This window comes from Candidatus Melainabacteria bacterium (assembly GCA_003963305.1).
In the GTDB taxonomy this organism is placed as follows: Bacteria; Cyanobacteriota; Vampirovibrionia; order Obscuribacterales; family Obscuribacteraceae; genus PALSA-1081.
Genome location: RXJR01000033.1, coordinates 96,430 through 111,562 on the forward strand (window position 1 = coordinate 96,430; position 15,133 = coordinate 111,562).

Annotated in this window: 12 protein-coding genes; 8 read left to right on the top strand and 4 right to left on the bottom strand. The window is 49.8% G+C overall.

The features are described from left to right. Positions 1-271: 271 nt before the first annotated feature. Complete coding sequence (locus EKK48_29645; GenBank protein RTL35328.1) at positions 272-832, top strand: GNAT family N-acetyltransferase; 561 nt, start codon at positions 272-274, stop codon at positions 830-832. On the opposite strand, the gene EKK48_29650 is transcribed toward EKK48_29645, so the two are convergent. The 3 genes from EKK48_29650 to EKK48_29660 all read right to left on the bottom strand — a co-directional run bounded on the left by EKK48_29650 (position 829) and on the right by EKK48_29660 (position 3,025). Continuing rightward, complete coding sequence (locus EKK48_29650; protein RTL35329.1) at positions 829-1,467, bottom strand: hypothetical protein; 639 nt, start codon at positions 1,465-1,467, stop codon at positions 829-831. The two genes, EKK48_29645 and EKK48_29650, sit on opposite strands and share 4 nt — an antisense overlap. Before the next feature lie 127 nt (positions 1,468-1,594). Next, positions 1,595-2,230 (bottom strand): dephospho-CoA kinase, encoded by a 636-nt coding sequence (locus tag EKK48_29655; protein ID RTL35330.1) that lies wholly within the window; start codon positions 2,228-2,230, stop codon positions 1,595-1,597. Continuing rightward, complete coding sequence (locus tag EKK48_29660) at positions 2,231-3,025, bottom strand: hypothetical protein (GenBank protein ID RTL35331.1); 795 nt, start codon at positions 3,023-3,025, stop codon at positions 2,231-2,233. It lies immediately after the preceding gene. 100 nt (positions 3,026-3,125) lie between these two features. Between EKK48_29660 and EKK48_29665 the strand changes: the two genes are divergently transcribed. The 7 genes from EKK48_29665 (at position 3,126) to EKK48_29695 (ending at position 12,591) form a co-directional block, all read left to right on the top strand. Next, positions 3,126-4,217: a tetratricopeptide repeat protein gene (locus EKK48_29665; GenBank protein RTL35332.1), complete on the top strand. Its 1,092-nt coding sequence runs from the start codon at positions 3,126-3,128 to the stop codon at positions 4,215-4,217. A gap of 6 nt (positions 4,218-4,223) precedes the next feature. Continuing rightward, positions 4,224-4,805, top strand: a complete 582-nt coding sequence (locus tag EKK48_29670; GenBank protein ID RTL35333.1) for a LysM domain-containing protein — start codon at positions 4,224-4,226, stop codon at positions 4,803-4,805. A gap of 283 nt (positions 4,806-5,088) precedes the next feature. After that, positions 5,089-5,658, top strand: coding sequence for a tRNA (adenosine(37)-N6)-threonylcarbamoyltransferase complex ATPase subunit type 1 TsaE (gene tsaE, locus EKK48_29675; protein ID RTL35334.1), 570 nt, complete (start codon positions 5,089-5,091; stop codon positions 5,656-5,658). Between the two features lie 225 nt (positions 5,659-5,883). Further along, positions 5,884-8,271 (top strand): type I DNA topoisomerase, encoded by a 2,388-nt coding sequence (topA, locus tag EKK48_29680; GenBank protein RTL35335.1) that lies wholly within the window; start codon positions 5,884-5,886, stop codon positions 8,269-8,271. A gap of 77 nt (positions 8,272-8,348) precedes the next feature. Beyond that, positions 8,349-8,957 (top strand): hypothetical protein, encoded by a 609-nt coding sequence (locus tag EKK48_29685; GenBank protein ID RTL35336.1) that lies wholly within the window; start codon positions 8,349-8,351, stop codon positions 8,955-8,957. Positions 8,958-8,977: 20 nt separating this feature from the next. Further along, positions 8,978-9,526 carry a hypothetical protein gene (locus tag EKK48_29690; GenBank protein RTL35337.1) on the top strand — a complete coding sequence of 183 codons (549 nt, stop codon included), beginning with the start codon at positions 8,978-8,980 and terminating at the stop codon, positions 9,524-9,526. A 476-nt stretch (positions 9,527-10,002) separates the two neighbouring features. Further along, positions 10,003-12,591: an ATP-dependent Clp protease ATP-binding subunit gene (locus EKK48_29695; protein RTL35338.1), complete on the top strand. Its 2,589-nt coding sequence runs from the start codon at positions 10,003-10,005 to the stop codon at positions 12,589-12,591. A 106-nt stretch (positions 12,592-12,697) separates the two neighbouring features. On the opposite strand, the gene EKK48_29700 is transcribed toward EKK48_29695, so the two are convergent. Continuing rightward, positions 12,698-14,911, bottom strand: a complete 2,214-nt coding sequence (locus EKK48_29700) for a hypothetical protein (protein RTL35339.1) — start codon at positions 14,909-14,911, stop codon at positions 12,698-12,700. Positions 14,912-15,133 lie beyond the last annotated feature (222 nt).

The following is a 15,133-nucleotide window of genomic DNA, read 5'->3' on the forward strand; positions in this document are numbered from 1 at the left end:
AGTTTTGCTCATTTCGATGCGCATAAGTAATAGGTACTTTTGTTTTTATGCAAAAACTCATTCATAACGGTTCTCGCAAGCTATCACTTCTTGGCAGCGGGTGTTGGGCGTTGATGCCCAGAAAACCAGGCTTTTGCCTTGTTTTTGGCTGGAAGCGTTTTTGATTGCTACCGTTTGGTGGCGATGTCGTGTTACATCCTGTCACGGCAATCAACAACTATATGAGTTGTGCGAGCTTTATACTGTTTGCACTGCAGACAGAACAATGTGAGTGGGTATTGTGAAAAACAAAGCATCAGAAAAGAAGAACAAGGCACCGGAAGAGCTAGTGATCAAGTTACTTTCCGAAAAGGACGTGGATATTTTCTGGACGCTGCGCTTGAAGGCTCTTAAGGATGAGCCGCATTCTTTTGGCGCTGATTATGATGAATCGACGGCGCTTGATCCGAAAGAGGTAGCTGGACGGCTTGTCTGCAACGACGATAATTTTGTGCTGGGTGCATTCTGTCCAGATTTGATTGGATATATTGGCTTTGTGCGTCAAAAAACCAAGAAAATGCGCCATCAGGGCACACTTTGGGGCTTGTACCTGTTGCCTGAGTATCGCGGTCGGAGTATTGCTCGGCAGCTTATGGTGGCATCGATTATGTATGCACAGGAATTGCCTGATCTGGAATATCTGAAATTAACCGTGACCATTCCCAACAAACCAGCGACGAAGTTGTATAAATCGCTTGGTTTCGAGAAATATGGAGTCGAGCCGGCTGCTTTGAAGGTGGATGGTAAGTACGTCGACGAAGCTCTGATGCAATTGAAGCTGCATCAAGACTAGTGTTTGTGATTATTGCCCAGACCATCGCCAAAATCTCCGAGCATATCTTTGACGGCTTCCTCTTGATCTTTGGATTGACAGGCAGCGCTCGAGGTCGCTACCCGTGTCCATGATGGAAGCCGTTTTTCAAAGTCTGCATCCGTGAATTGCTTTTTGGCATAAGTCATTGTTCTAAGGTAGACTTTTTCTTCGTCGTCGAAATCTTTGTAGCGCACTCTGACAGGAATTCCGGGTGGGCTTGCCAGTCCGAACACTCGTCCCAGCAGCGCCACTGCTCGCGGTGGCGCCGGAATAGCAGGATTAACCCAGACATCGATAGTTTTGGGATTTCCGCTGCTGTTAGTTACGTTTTTTCTGGCTTCCGTAGCCCGTTTTAGATATTCAGGTGATGTTGTATAGAGAAGCAGTCCGTCGGGTTGTTTCTTAGGCGGCGAATATTTTGCATCTGAGAGCATTCTGCCGGTGAATAGAGTTACGCCCTGAGTCAAGGTGGCCGTGAAATTGTCGATGTTGCCTTCGAAATAAGTCTTTGCGGATGGATTGAGAATTTGTAGTTTCCATTCGGGTGCCCGACTCGAGTAGATTAAACCGCGCCCGTGTTCGATAATCTGTATCGCTTTCGGATAGACCCGCATTGTAATGTTTCCAACTAACAAACTTTTTTGAGTCAATTCGTACCCGGGCTCTGCCTTCTCGGCTGCGAAAACGGGGCTGTGAGCCGTTGCAAGGCTTGCCACGAACAGGACGATTGCCAGTAAACATTTACTGGACGCGTTCAAGTTCGAGCTTATGTTTGATTTTTTCAAGGAGAAGATCAACTTGTTGCGCAGTGTTCTGGGGTGTGCCTGAGTTGTCTATAACGGCGTCGGAGAGGGATGCCTTTTTCTCCTGGCTCCATTGGGCAGCCAGTCTTTTTTCCACTTCTGAATCGGAGAGATTGTCTCGTTGTCGCAAACGCTGTTTCAATGTTTCCAGGTCGGTCGTAACCGCCCATATCTCATTGTATTCGTTCTGCAGACCGGCTTCGAACAAAAGTGGTGCTAATACTGCTGCAATCGAGTTCTCCGGCAATTCATTAATTCGTCGCCGAGTTTCTTTAATGACAGCCGGGTGCACGATTGCCTCCAGGTCTTTTCGCGCCGTTGTATCTGAGAAGACAACTTTTCCAAGCCTGACGCGATCGATAGCTCCATTCCTTTCCGGATCTACGATGTTCTCGCCGAAGCGCTCCACTACTGCCTTTCTAGTGGGCGTCTCAAGACGGAGCAGGTCGTGAACGATGCTATCCGAATCGAAAACAGGCACGTTTCGCTCAGCTAAGAGCTTTCCAACCAGTGATTTGCCGGAAGAAATCGTTCCCGTAATTCCGAGTATGTACGGATGTTCTGTTTTAGCCAACTAGAGTAATCCCTTGTCGCTTATGGACGATTCGACGTAATTCAACAAATCGTCGAATGTATTTTGCCTGGAGCGGTTGTCTGCATCAAGTCCGATGCGCACGAGCGTGGTTGTTTTGGAAATCGGTTTAACCGAGATGATGATGCGTGATCTTTCCGGGGCGCTGTCTGCTGGATGAGCAAGGATCTGTCCGGCTGAGTCATACATGTCGTCGATTACGAATCCTTTTGCCGAGCATGCCGCTGTGACCGCCGCAGTTGTGTCCTCGAAGCTGGCGTTTACCAGCCTCGACGCCTTTACCAGACCGCCGTGTGCGTCGGGGCTCTCCGATCTCAGTTTGTAAGCGCGTGTTCTCCACGAGAGGTTGTCTTTTAATTGTCCACCGTTTAGTGGTGCCAGTAGTGACACTGCAGGTGGTGTGGGAATGGGAGGGCGCGGCATCAATTCCGGATGAGTTACTGCCGGCGAAGGTGTGGATGTCGCGGCGTCGGCTGGCGAGCTTGTGGACTGATCGGGTGCGGTTTTCGTACCATTATCCGGAACTGACATGGCATCGTCGAGATCATTGACGGCGGGCTTCGCGGGAATCTTTTCCTGTGGTTTCATCACCGGCACATCAGGAGCGAGTGCAGGTGATTGGATAATTTCAGGTGGCTTTTTTGGCCTTGACCGTTCATAAAAGTCCTGATGAGGATCAGGTATCGCATCAACCTGGGCCGGAGCCGGATTGGTTAATAGCGGGAGCGTTGCACAGATCAAAATTATTAGAAGAGAAGGCTTTTTCATGGAGTTCAATCGGTCAGTTCCTCAACCAATCCAGTTTATCAGCTCGAAAATTTATAGTGCACTTGTCAAAGAGTGGGAGTAAACTAGAAGCACCGCTAAAGCTGACCGCATGGCACTATCGATCCACCGCACGATTGCAAACATCTTGATACAGGGGGCGATTTCCCTGGCGTATTCTTGTGCTGCGCCGGCCATGACTCCAGCGGCGCTCTATCCGGCTGGTTCGGCAAGCGCTCCGATGACCCTCATGCAGAAGGGGCAGCGGTTCATGGAGCTGGGGCAATACTCTCAGGCAGAAGAATGTTTCAGGCAATCAGCTGTGGAACACCCTCGCGATGCGTCGGTTCATTACTTTTTAGCCAACGCTCTCGTCTATGAAAAGAAGCATCCGCAAGCGATGGAAGAATATAACCTGGCTTACAGGCTCGACCCGTACGGACCCGTCTCTGGATATTGCCGCAAGGCTTTGATGACTTACCGATTGCATGGAGCACCTCCCCCATGTGAAAGTGAGGAGAATGAGCCGATTTCAGCTGCTGAGCGGTTGGGAATCACTGTGCCGAAGGAAAGTGGGCACGGGGCGGTGGTGAGAGTTATTCGCAGTCAGGTAGAGCGTGAAAAGAGCCGTCATCGCCAGTACGCTGAGTCGATCGCCGCTACGATGGTACGAGGCGGCGAGACGCGTGCCAAAATTATTGAACGTAATGCGCAAGATGCGATCAATGAAGCGCTCAACAGTCCTATGCGTATGCGCCCTTTTGAGAATCCATTTACGGCTATAGAAAACCGAAAATTGCAAATCGAGCAAATGCGCAAAGAGGCGGAAGAAGCTGCTAAGCATGAGCGTGATGCGGCAGCCGAGAAGTCGGATTCATACAAGAGATGGTCGCTCGATCATGAGTTTTCACTAGACGAAATTGCCTCCAATTTGGAAGCGCAATTACTGATGAAATCGCTGCCGGGCAGTGCCCGACTTCGTCCTGAGGGTACGGGGCTCTTCGTTCGCTATTATGGCCGGTCGAATAATGATGTCGATGTGCATAATAGTGTCGCTCATTTTACCGATCATCGCAGCTTCGAGAACGATGATGCGGAAGATGCGCGTGAGCAAGAAGATACAGGTAAGTTGGTGCAAAAAGCCCACAACCAGCGCCCGCTGCAGGTGCGCGAAGGCACCGTTCGTGGTGCTCTAATCAAGTAGCGTGCTATGTCTGCCGATCTGAATGAATTAAGAAAACGAGTTGGAGAACCGCATGAAACGACGAGAGTTGTTTTGCAGAAGGGTGATACGTTCTGGCGGCTTGCGGAGATCAAATATGGTGGCATGCACCCGATTGACGCTATCTATGCCGTCAATGATCTCTTGCCGCGCTATGAAGATCGTGATGGCAGAAAGGTTCTGGTCGATCCCATATATTATGCAGGCAGAGAGTACATACTTCCGGCTAAGCATGAGTTAGCTAAATTGCAAACAGAGTTCTGGCAATCGTTCGATCCTGCGACTGACGAAGAACGGCTTGGAGTGTCAGATAAGCGTAGTTCTGTCTGTTTACGCTGGGATGAGAATTTTACGGAACTGACCAGGAAGAAATACAACGGCAGAGATGCAGCGAACGCGGTTTACGAACTCAATCACATGACTCCCTCGGTTACAGTTCAAGATGGTGTGAAGCAAGTCTCTGAGCCGATTTGTCAAGCCGGTCGGTCGTACGATTTTCCAGCTGAGATTGAAATTTCAGAGTTGGAAACAAAATACAAAGAGCGTATAAAACGGCTGCTGGTCGATTAATTCAAAGATGTACAGATGCGGTCCTGTATATTTCGGTTGACAGGCTCTGATCATTTTTCTATGATTCAGTTAGTCTCGGTCTTGGACAGAGCTCTAAAAAGTTTTGTCCTACAAATCGAGTATATTGGGGAGCTGGCTCGAGACGAGTACGTATACCTATGAGCCCGAGCGTTGTGTGTAGACACTTCGAATTTGGGAATTAGGAAACGGAAGAGCGTTAAGGAGGTTCCCCACCTGGACATATCCGGGTCAAAACTCGCACCGTCCTGGGCTGAGACCAACTATTAACTCGCTAAACATCCTGCTTCCCGACCATCAGGCCACGCTTATTTTGGGACGGGCTTTAGCAGACGCTGTCACCACGCGCGCCATCATCGCCTTGAACGGGCCCATGGGCGCAGGCAAAACTACGCTCGTGCAGGGCCTTGCCAGGGCGCTCGGTGTAACAGAAACCGTAAGCAGCCCGACTTTTACGATGATGAATGAATACCATTCGGGGCGCATGGCGCTCTACCACCTCGATTTGTATCGTTTGTCGGAAGATTCGCAGTCGGTCGCCGACGCTCTGGCGATAGAGCTGGACCAGTTTATCGACCAGAAGATGATTGCTGTATTTGAGTGGGCGCATCTCTTCAAGGTCGATTCAAGCAGTTACTTCGACCAACTGGACCATTTAGTAGTAGAGCTTGATTATGTTGATGAAGTTAAGGCATCTGAAGACGGCGAAAAAAATTCCCCATCCTTTTATATGGAAAGTGGCCGAAAAGCAAAGTTGACCGCCTTTGGAGTTGAGTCAGGCATCTTGATTTCGAAGCTGAAAAGCCTCCAGAATAGCCAGCTTAAAATTCTCTAAGGTAGTGAATAGCCAAAAGGTTTGGTACAACGCTTATGGAAGTCGGTAAGTCGAAGGGCTGCCAAAATCCAGGGTCGATTCAGGTCGTCTCTGGAGACCCCGCAAGATAGGCAGTTCCAGAAAGGGGGTATTGACTCTCGTGTTATACTTCAGCCCGTCAAGACACCTTGACAGGTTCCGGCATCTTCGTCATCCCATCCTTTTATATGAACACAAAGACGTGCAATGGTTAAATCGTTAGTTATAGTCGAATCCCCCGCCAAAGCAAAAACGATCAGCAAGATCCTTGGAAAAGATTTCACGGTGAAGGCAAGTATCGGACACGTGCGAGACCTGCCTCGCAATAAGCTGGGCGTCAATGTCAGAAAAAACTTCGAGCCGATGTATGAAATATTGCACGACAAAGAAGCGATAGTCGAAGAGCTGCGCGACGCAGCGAAAGCAGCAGACAAAGTCTTCCTGGCGCCCGACCCTGACCGCGAAGGGGAAGCGATTGCCTGGCACTTATCTGAAGTGCTGGATTTACCGGGCAAGAAGTTGCATCGCATCGAGTTCAACGAAATTACAAAAGATGCTGTACTGGCGGCAATGAAGTCGCCTCGTAAGATAGACAAGAATCTTGTCGATGCGCAGCAAGCTCGACGCGTATTAGATAGATTAGTCGGCTACAAAATCTCGCCGCTTCTCTGGCGCAAGGTGAACGGCAAATCGGCTGGCCGTGTGCAATCTGTTGCCGTTCGTCTGATCTGCGAGCGCGAAGCAGAAGTTGAAAGTTTCGAGCCGAAGGAATACTGGTCAATTAAAGCCGAACTGGCAAGACCTAAGTCCAAGCAGTCTTTCATAGCGCCGTTGAACAAATACAACGGTAAACGCATCATCGCTGCATCAGACAAAGCTACCGCTCAGTCGATGGTTATTGATTCTGAAAAGCAGGCAAAGAAGATTGTTTCAGAGCTGAGCAAGGAAGATTTCGTAGTCACTGCGGTGACGGAAAAAACCAGTCAGCGCTCACCGCTGCCACCGTTCATCACTTCTACGCTACAACGTGAAGCCGCCACACACGTCGGTTTCGCTGTGAAGAAGACTATGCAGATTGCCCAGTCTCTCTATGAAGGGGTTGAACTTCCTGAGGGACCTGTTGGTTTGATCACCTACATGAGAACCGACTCTACACGCGTCTCTCCGCAAGCCCAGGAAGAAGCGTTGAAGTACATTACCGAGCGATTCGGCAAAGACTATTGTCCGGATAAGCCTCGCATATACTCTCGCAAAGCCAAGAGCATGCAAGACGCTCACGAAGCGATTCGCCCATCTGGAGTAGAGCGTACACCTGAATCGATCAAGTCGTATCTATCGAACGATCAATTCAAGTTGTACAAAATCATCTGGGAAAGATTCATGGCAAGCCAGATGGCTTCAGCAGAAATTCTCACCAGAGCTGTTGAGATTACCGCTGGACAAGCGCTTTTCCGTGCTTCTGCTTCTGAAATCAAATTCGCTGGTTACACGATAGTCTACAATCGCCCGAAGACCAATGATCCCGACTCGGAATCAACTGGTGAGCAAGGCAGCGAAGATGAAGCGCAGAACCTGCCTGATTTGAGTAAGGGTGAAGCGCTGAAGTTGAAAGAAGTTCTGCCCGGTCAGCACTTCACTCAGCCTCCACCGCGATATTCGGAAGCCAGTCTGGTAAAGACTCTGGAAGAACTGGGCATCGGTCGTCCATCTACGTATGCGGCTACGGTAGCAACAATCGTTGACCGTAAATATGTGGAAAAACAACAGAAGACCTTGATTCCAACGAAGCTTGGAAAAGCAGTCAATTTGCTGCTTGTCGAGCATTTCGGTTCGATTGTCGATGTTGGTTTCACAGCCGAAATGGAAGAAAAGCTCGACCAGGTTGAAGAAGACAAAGTCGACTGGCACGGCATGCTCAAGCTGTTCTATCAGCCTTTCAATGAAACGTTGAAGAAGGCCGAAGAGAACATGAACAAGGTCGTCATTCTGACAGACCAGAAGTGTCCTCTTTGCGGACAGGCTATGGCTCAGCGTTCTTCACGTTTTGGTCAATTCCTTGGCTGCATCGGGTATCCTGAATGTAAAACCAAGATCGCGCTTACCCGCGATGGTTTGCCGGTTCCAGAAGATCGTCCAAGCGAAGAAATTTGCAAAACTTGCGGCTCGCCGATGTTGATCCGTTACGGAAGATACGGAGACTACCTGGCTTGCAGTAAAGAGGAGTGCACCGAGCAACGTCCGATTCTCAAGGTCACTGGTGTTCTTTGTCCACGCGAAGACTGTGATGGTCAGATTGTTGAGAAGAAATCCAGAAGAGGAAAAATCTTCTACGGCTGCAGTAACTATTCGCAAAACCAGTGCACATCTGCATTCTGGTATCCGCCTTTGATCTCAGGCGGTCCTGGAGGCGGCAATTTGTGCCCGACTTGCAATACGATGCTCGTCTACAAAACCTTGAAGCGCGGCGACCAGATCGCTTGCTCGAACAAGGAATGTACTTTTGCACAGCTTGTTACAGGCGAAGAAAAATACGCCGGTCAACAACAGCCTGCAAAGCCCGAAGAAGCGGCTGCGCCTACTCCCGTGAAGGTGTAGCAGCGACCAGCTTCGACAGTTGAATATTTAGGAAGCCCTTGATTCTCTCTGGGGCTTTCTTTTTTGCAGGAGGTGACATGAAGTTCGATTTCGCAGTTTTTTATGCAGAGATGGAGCGAGAAGCACAAGCTTCAGCAAATTTTGAGTCGTCGATGTTGCGCCTTGTCGATCGAGTTCAGGAATGGCTTCCAGAAAGTGATTTGTCGCCTTTGAAGCAATTGGATTTTAGTGCCGATATGGTCTCTGCAAAAGACTGGTTTAAGAGGCTCTGGTCTGAACGTCCCGCTCAGTTCGACACGCGAGCGTTGTATTTTGGAATTTCGGAGGAATTTGTCGAAGATCCAGAGACCAGCGGAATCATCGCCGAATATGCACGGTTGTATCTGGTTCTTTTCAGTGAATACAAAGCTGGAGATGAGACGCTCGAGTGGATATATGGCAACAACCGGTTTGACTATGATGATGCCAGGGCTGAGCTGCCGGCGCTGGAAGCGATTGGAATGATCTGCCATCAGTTCAAGTCAGGTGGCAGCGAGTCATACATCGCCCTCAGTGTTGCCTATTGCGTGCTTCTGGTGAAGTACCTTGTTTGTGATTTAACGACCGATGGCGCGGCCCAAACGGTGGGCGTGGTTACGGGCTTCAGCTCCGGTGATCTGTTCAAAGTTTGCGACGTAAAAATGTGAACTAAGGAGAAAGCGCTTATATGTTGGATGTGTTTCCGCTCGTAGCTGCATCTTTTGCCCTTGTTTTGCTTCTTGTATTGTCGGTTGTGTTTGCATCTACCTTGAAGAAGTGTCCGCCCAATCAAGCAATGATTGTTTCAGGAGCTTCCTCCGCTAGTGAAGGGCTCTCTTACAGAGTTATCCTGGGTGGGAGCGCCGTTGTGCTTCCGCTGATTCAGCAAGTGCATTATCTCGGTCTGGATGTGAGAACGGTGCAAATCAAAACCGAAGCACCTTTGATAAGCGCTGATGGGGTGCCCCTTCAAATCGAGTTGTCAGCCCAGATCAAGGTCAAATCTGATGTCGAGTCGGTTGCAAGAGCTGCTGAACTGATGCTCGGAAAGTCGCCACAGGAAGTAAATCAGCTACTGGCTGCACAAGTGCTCAGCAAACTTCGCACCCTCGTCGAGGGCATCTCTGCTGAACAATTCAGAAATAGTTTTGATGTTTATGCGGACACTCTAAGCGAAGACCTGACTAGAAAATTTGGCGTGGAATGTCTCTTGATGTCTCTGGATAGAGTCTCTTAAAGCGGCTTCCTGAGCCAATATCAGATGGAACGAATTTTTGAATCTAGCGATAACACCGGCAAGCGCATGAACGAGAGACAACGCTCCTTATGTTGCAACGAGATTTTGGTCTGGCTCGAAAGTATTATCGAACCCAGTAAATAAGCCAGCTCCCAGCCAAGGTTGTCATGCAACTGGTATCCGATTTGATACTCAAGTAGATAGCAGACTTATATCTGTTGCTTGAGATGAAAGACAAAAATTTTTGGAACACATTGCCGATATTGGCTCTACGATTGGATACTATCAACACATCGACAGGTTCTCTTTACAGCCTGTTTCGTGCACCGGCGCGGAAAACTCTGCAATTAGCCGGTTTCTGGCAAACCTAAAACTTCACGATATTCGCAATCACTCGCCATTCGTGCGAAACGAGAGGCGCATACGTGAGTTAGAATGTAATCACATTATCGGAGTCTAGGGAGGCGCAAAGCGCCATGTTTGAAAGATTCACCGAAAAGGCGATCAAAGTAATAATGCTTGCGCAAGAAGAAGCGCGCCGACTGGGTCATAACTTTGTCGGCACAGAGCAGATCTTGCTTGGTTTAATTGGCGAGGGCACTGGGATCGCTGCGAAGACGCTGAAGTCTATGGGAGTAAATCTCAAAGACGCGCGTGTCGAAGTGGAAAAAATTATTGGACGAGGCTCCGGTTTCGTTGCAGTAGAAATCCCTTTTACTCCGCGTGCCAAGCGAGTTTTGGAGTTATCCTGGGACGAAGCTCGACAGCTTGGTCACAACTACATCGGTACTGAACATCTGCTGCTTGGCTTGATTCGTGAGGGCGAAGGAGTAGCTGCCAGAGTGCTCGAGAATCTGGGAGTCGACCTGACTAAGGTGCGCAGTCACGTGATTCGCTTGTTAGGCGAAAGTGGCGCAGCTACGGCAGGCAGCTCGACAACGACAGGCACCGGACGTTCTAAGACTCCGACTCTGGACGAATTTGGCTTGAACCTGACACAAGCTGCTCAGGAAGCGCGTCTTGACCCAGTTGTCGGTCGTGAAAAGGAAATCGAGCGTGTCATTCAAATTCTTGGACGACGCACGAAGAATAATCCTGTCCTGATCGGTGAACCTGGTGTTGGTAAGACTGCCATTGCAGAAGGTCTCGCTATCCGCATCGCCAACTCAGACGTTCCAGACATCCTCTCCGACAAGAAGATCGTCATGCTCGACATCGGTCTTCTGGTTGCAGGAACCAAGTATCGAGGCGAATTTGAAGAACGTCTGAAGAAGATCATGGACGAAATTCGCGCTGCCGGAAACGTCATGCTAGTCATCGACGAGTTGCACACGTTGATCGGAGCAGGTGCTGCTGAAGGCGCCATCGACGCTGCCAACATCCTCAAGCCTGCCCTGGCAAGAGGTGAGCTGCAATGTATCGGTGCCACAACGATGGATGAATATCGTAAGCACATCGAACGCGATGCCGCTCTCGAACGCCGTTTCCAACCAGTAATTATCGATCCGCCTTCAGTCGAAGAAACGATCGAGATTCTGCGCGGATTGCGTCCGAAGTATGAAGAGCATCACCGCCTCGTCATCTCAGAAGAAGCTATCGACCAAGCGGCAAAGCTTTCCGATAGATACATCAGCGATCGTTATCTTCCAGATAAAGCGATCGACTTGATCGACGAAGCCTCATCACGCGTGAGACTGCGCGCTAGCTCGCTTCCTGCCGAAGGCAAAGAAGTCGAGAAAGAGTTGCGTCAGGTTCGTCGCGACAAAGAAATGGCTATTCGCAATCAAGAATTCGAGAAAGCGGCATCATTGCGCGAGCAAGAAACCAAGCTCTCCGAGAAGATTCGCGAAGTGCAAGCTGCCTGGAAGACCAAGCAGGAATCTGAAAAGCCTGTTGTTACTGCAGAAGAAGTAGCGCATGTAGTCAGCACCTGGACTGGTATTCCGTTGCTCAAGTTGACTGAAGGCGAGTCTGAACGCTTGCTGCACATGTCAGATGTACTGCACCAGCGCGTAATTGGACAGAACGAAGCTGTAGAAGCAGTCTGTAAAGCGATTCGCAGAGCCCGTGTCGGCTTGAAGAATCCAGCCAGACCAATTGGAAGCTTCATCTTCTCCGGACCGACCGGTGTTGGTAAGACAGAGCTTGCAAAAGCGCTTGCCGGCTACTTCTTCGGTTCAGAAGATGCGCTCATCCGTATCGACATGTCTGAGTTCATGGAACACCACACAACTTCCAAGTTGATTGGTTCACCTCCAGGATACGTCGGCTATCAGGAAGGCGGTCAGCTGACCGAAGCTGTCAGACGTAAACCATACAGCGTTGTGCTCTTCGACGAAATCGAAAAAGCGCATCCCGATGTGTTCAACGTTCTGCTGCAAATTCTCGACGACGGACGTTTGTCGGATTCGAAGGGAAGAACGGTCGACTTCAAGAACACAATCATCATCATGACGTCGAACGTCGGTGCTCAGTTCATCGACAAGTCATCGCTCGTCTTGGGCTTCCAACAATCAACAGCCAACCAGGCTCACGAAGAGAAGTACAAGAAGATCAAAGACCTCGTCATGGATGCGATGAAGAAAACATTCCGTCCAGAGTTCCTGAACAGAATCGACGAAATCATCGTATTCCAGCAATTGACGAAGGAAGAAATCAGAGAGATCGTCGACATCATGTCTGCGGATCTGCAGGAGCGTATCAAAACGCAAGGCATGCAGCTCGTTATCAGCGATGAAGCGAAAGACTTGCTTGCCAAAGACGGATATAACCCCACATATGGTGCTCGTCCGTTGCGCAGATCGATTCAGAGATTGCTCGAAGACGCTCTTGCTGAACAGGTTCTACAGGGCAGCTTCAAGGAAGGCGACGTAATTATGGCTACGCTTGACGGCGAAAGCATAAAATTCGAAAAGTCTGACAAGAAAGCCGACATAGCACCAGCTAAGAAGGAAAAAGCAGAAAAGCCTGAAAAGGCTGAAAAGGAAAAGGGCGAGAAAGCTGAAAAAGCTGAAAAGCCTAAGTCCGATGAAAAGCCTAGCGAAGAAGCAACCGCGACTAAGTAAGGTCTGATCTGAAAAACTTGAAGCGCCCGCTGACTGAGTCGGCGGGCGTTTTTTATGACCTTTCGCGGGCAGATTGAGTCGGTTCAGTCAGGTGCATGCGGTTTGTTTATCTTCCTTCGATCGTAATGACATTGAAATTCTTGAGATATTGTCGATAAGACATAGTGGAAGTGCCACCGGGCCCGTCTGTTGTGTTGCCCCAGGGATTGCGAATCGTCAAAGTACCGCCGTCTTTACCCTGCGGATCCCATCCGATAATGCTGTAGACATGGCGTTTTGTGTAGCCGTCTCTTGTTTGCCCATGGGCAATTGCACCGATTGAACACGTGACGGCGCGCCCCTCTGCAAAAGCGGACGTTAGTTCTCCTTTGATGGTTTCATTCGTGGAGGAGCTTCGCCAGCCAGACAGCCAGTGTTCAGTCACTTTCTTACCCGTTAAAAGCTTCGTTGACCGTGAGGCGAATCCTCCGCCATCTGCACCTTCTGTTGAGGAATAGCCTTTTGTGCCGAGATATGAATGTTGTACAAAGTACTCCCCGAATGCCTTTTCGAGAACATTGGGCCAGATGCCGTACTGACCTGGCTCCGAATTGAGACCCATTTCAGCTTCAGTTGGGGCGCTGACAGTCACCGGATTGGCGCGGTCACCAGGGAAAGTGACGGTATAGGTGCCGTTGCCATTGTCTTTGATCATGTCCCGGATTTTGCCGGGGCTGGAAGCCGCTATTGAGGCAATTACCGCTTCCAGGTAGCAATCACCAATCGTCCCCTGCATTATCGCTCTGTAGGTGATGCTGGCGCACGGATTCGCCTCATCCTGATAGAGCGAGCATGGCAGAGTATCGCGCTGGCTGTTGTTGGTGCGTTCCAGAAACCATTCCACTCTCTCCACCAGTGCATTCTTTGGTTCTTGCCTGGCTAGTTTGTCGAATTCCCGCAGGTCTTCTTTGGTTGTCTCGCTTTCGGAAAATAGCCCGTCGTCGCTCAGTTTTCTCAAGTCATCACGGCACTTGTAGAAAGCGGCCACCACCTGGGCGTCTCTGCCTGTGAAGCGAGGATTTTCGAGTGCCCGTCCTAATTCAGATCCGCTTAAATACCCATTCTTATCTGTGTCAATTTGGGGAAACAGCTGCTCGGCTCGTTTGCTGAAATCGCTGACTGGAAGCAGTTTTTCGAAAGCGAGGTGTCTGCCGTCCAGTGTCCAACGGTGGACGGAACCGGTTTCTGCGTTTTGCTCAGAGATTAAGCCTGAGCTGGCCGAGACCGTTACGGTGCCGCGCCAGTCTGATTGAGCGCGTGTCGTGTTTGCGCTCTTGTACCAGTTGATACCATCAGTGGTGTTATAGGTGCCCCGCTGATCTGACATCTCCGTCATTTTTCCCAACGAGTCATATTGGAAGGTTGTTTGCTGCTGGTTGGCGTTGACAATTCGGGTGACGTGCCCTTGTTTGTCTACATCCAGGTGTCGTCCGTTCAGGTAGTGTGCGACGCTGCTGCCGTCAAAATTCCAGCGTTTGTATAGTCCTGAGCCTGAGCGCTCCGAAACGCTGCCATTGTGAGAATAGCTGACGGTGCCCAACCAATCGGGTGCATGTGGTGGTTTGTGGTCGCCGTGATACCACTCGTAGCCGTTCTTCGTAGTGTAGGTGCCTCTGGGATCGCTCATAGATGTCATCTCACCTGCATAAGAGTAGGTAAGTGTGATTTTGCGTCCGTTTGCTGCCACCATCTCAGTCAGCCGGTCTGCCGGGTTGAAGTCAATTTTCGATTTGTCGTTGCGTTCAATTGTGTGAGAACCATCGATACGGAAGATATCCCGCTCGTCTGCACGTAGTACTGTTACCGTGCCGTTCGGTGCCGTTTCCACTCTGCCTCTCCAGTCTGGCAGCACAGGCGCTTTGTTTCCATTGAAGTACCAATTGGTATCGTCAGTGGTGTATGAGAGGGTGCGATCCGACGTTACTTCGTTGATCCTACCCTCTTTGTACGCGAAGGCTAGCCTCTGACCCGTGCTGCGATTTATTTGAATGACGTGATTGTCTCTGTCGAAAAATACTTTGCCTTTTTCAACATTCAGCTCATGGTCGAACTGGACTGGTTTTTCTGGAACCAGTGAGGGATTCGCTGTCTTTTCATCGGGCTGCAAGTGAATTGCAGGCAGCCATGTCGAGTGTGGTTCGGAGGCAAGGTCTTTCAGAATCAGTCGAGGATTCTGTCTGGAGTCAGGTAGAAAATCCGGCTCAACATCATCGTGATTGAGCGCGGTGGAGCTGTATTTGTCTGTTTCGGATGGTTTCCATGTTTTCGGAGGATAGGACATCTACAGGTTCCTCTAAGGGTTCCTCACCGCCAGACCGTGTGTTCTTATCCTGTCCAAAAAAAGTGACTAATTGGTTGCTTTGAAAGCTCCGCCCTTGCTGGAAACGTGCCGGCGTGTTGTTTGATTATTTGACCTTCCCCCCATTTAGTAGACAGTGGTCTAAAGCCGACCCGCTTTAGGCCACTTTCTTACCTTTTTGGCCTTTTTCCCACGGTGTGAGGT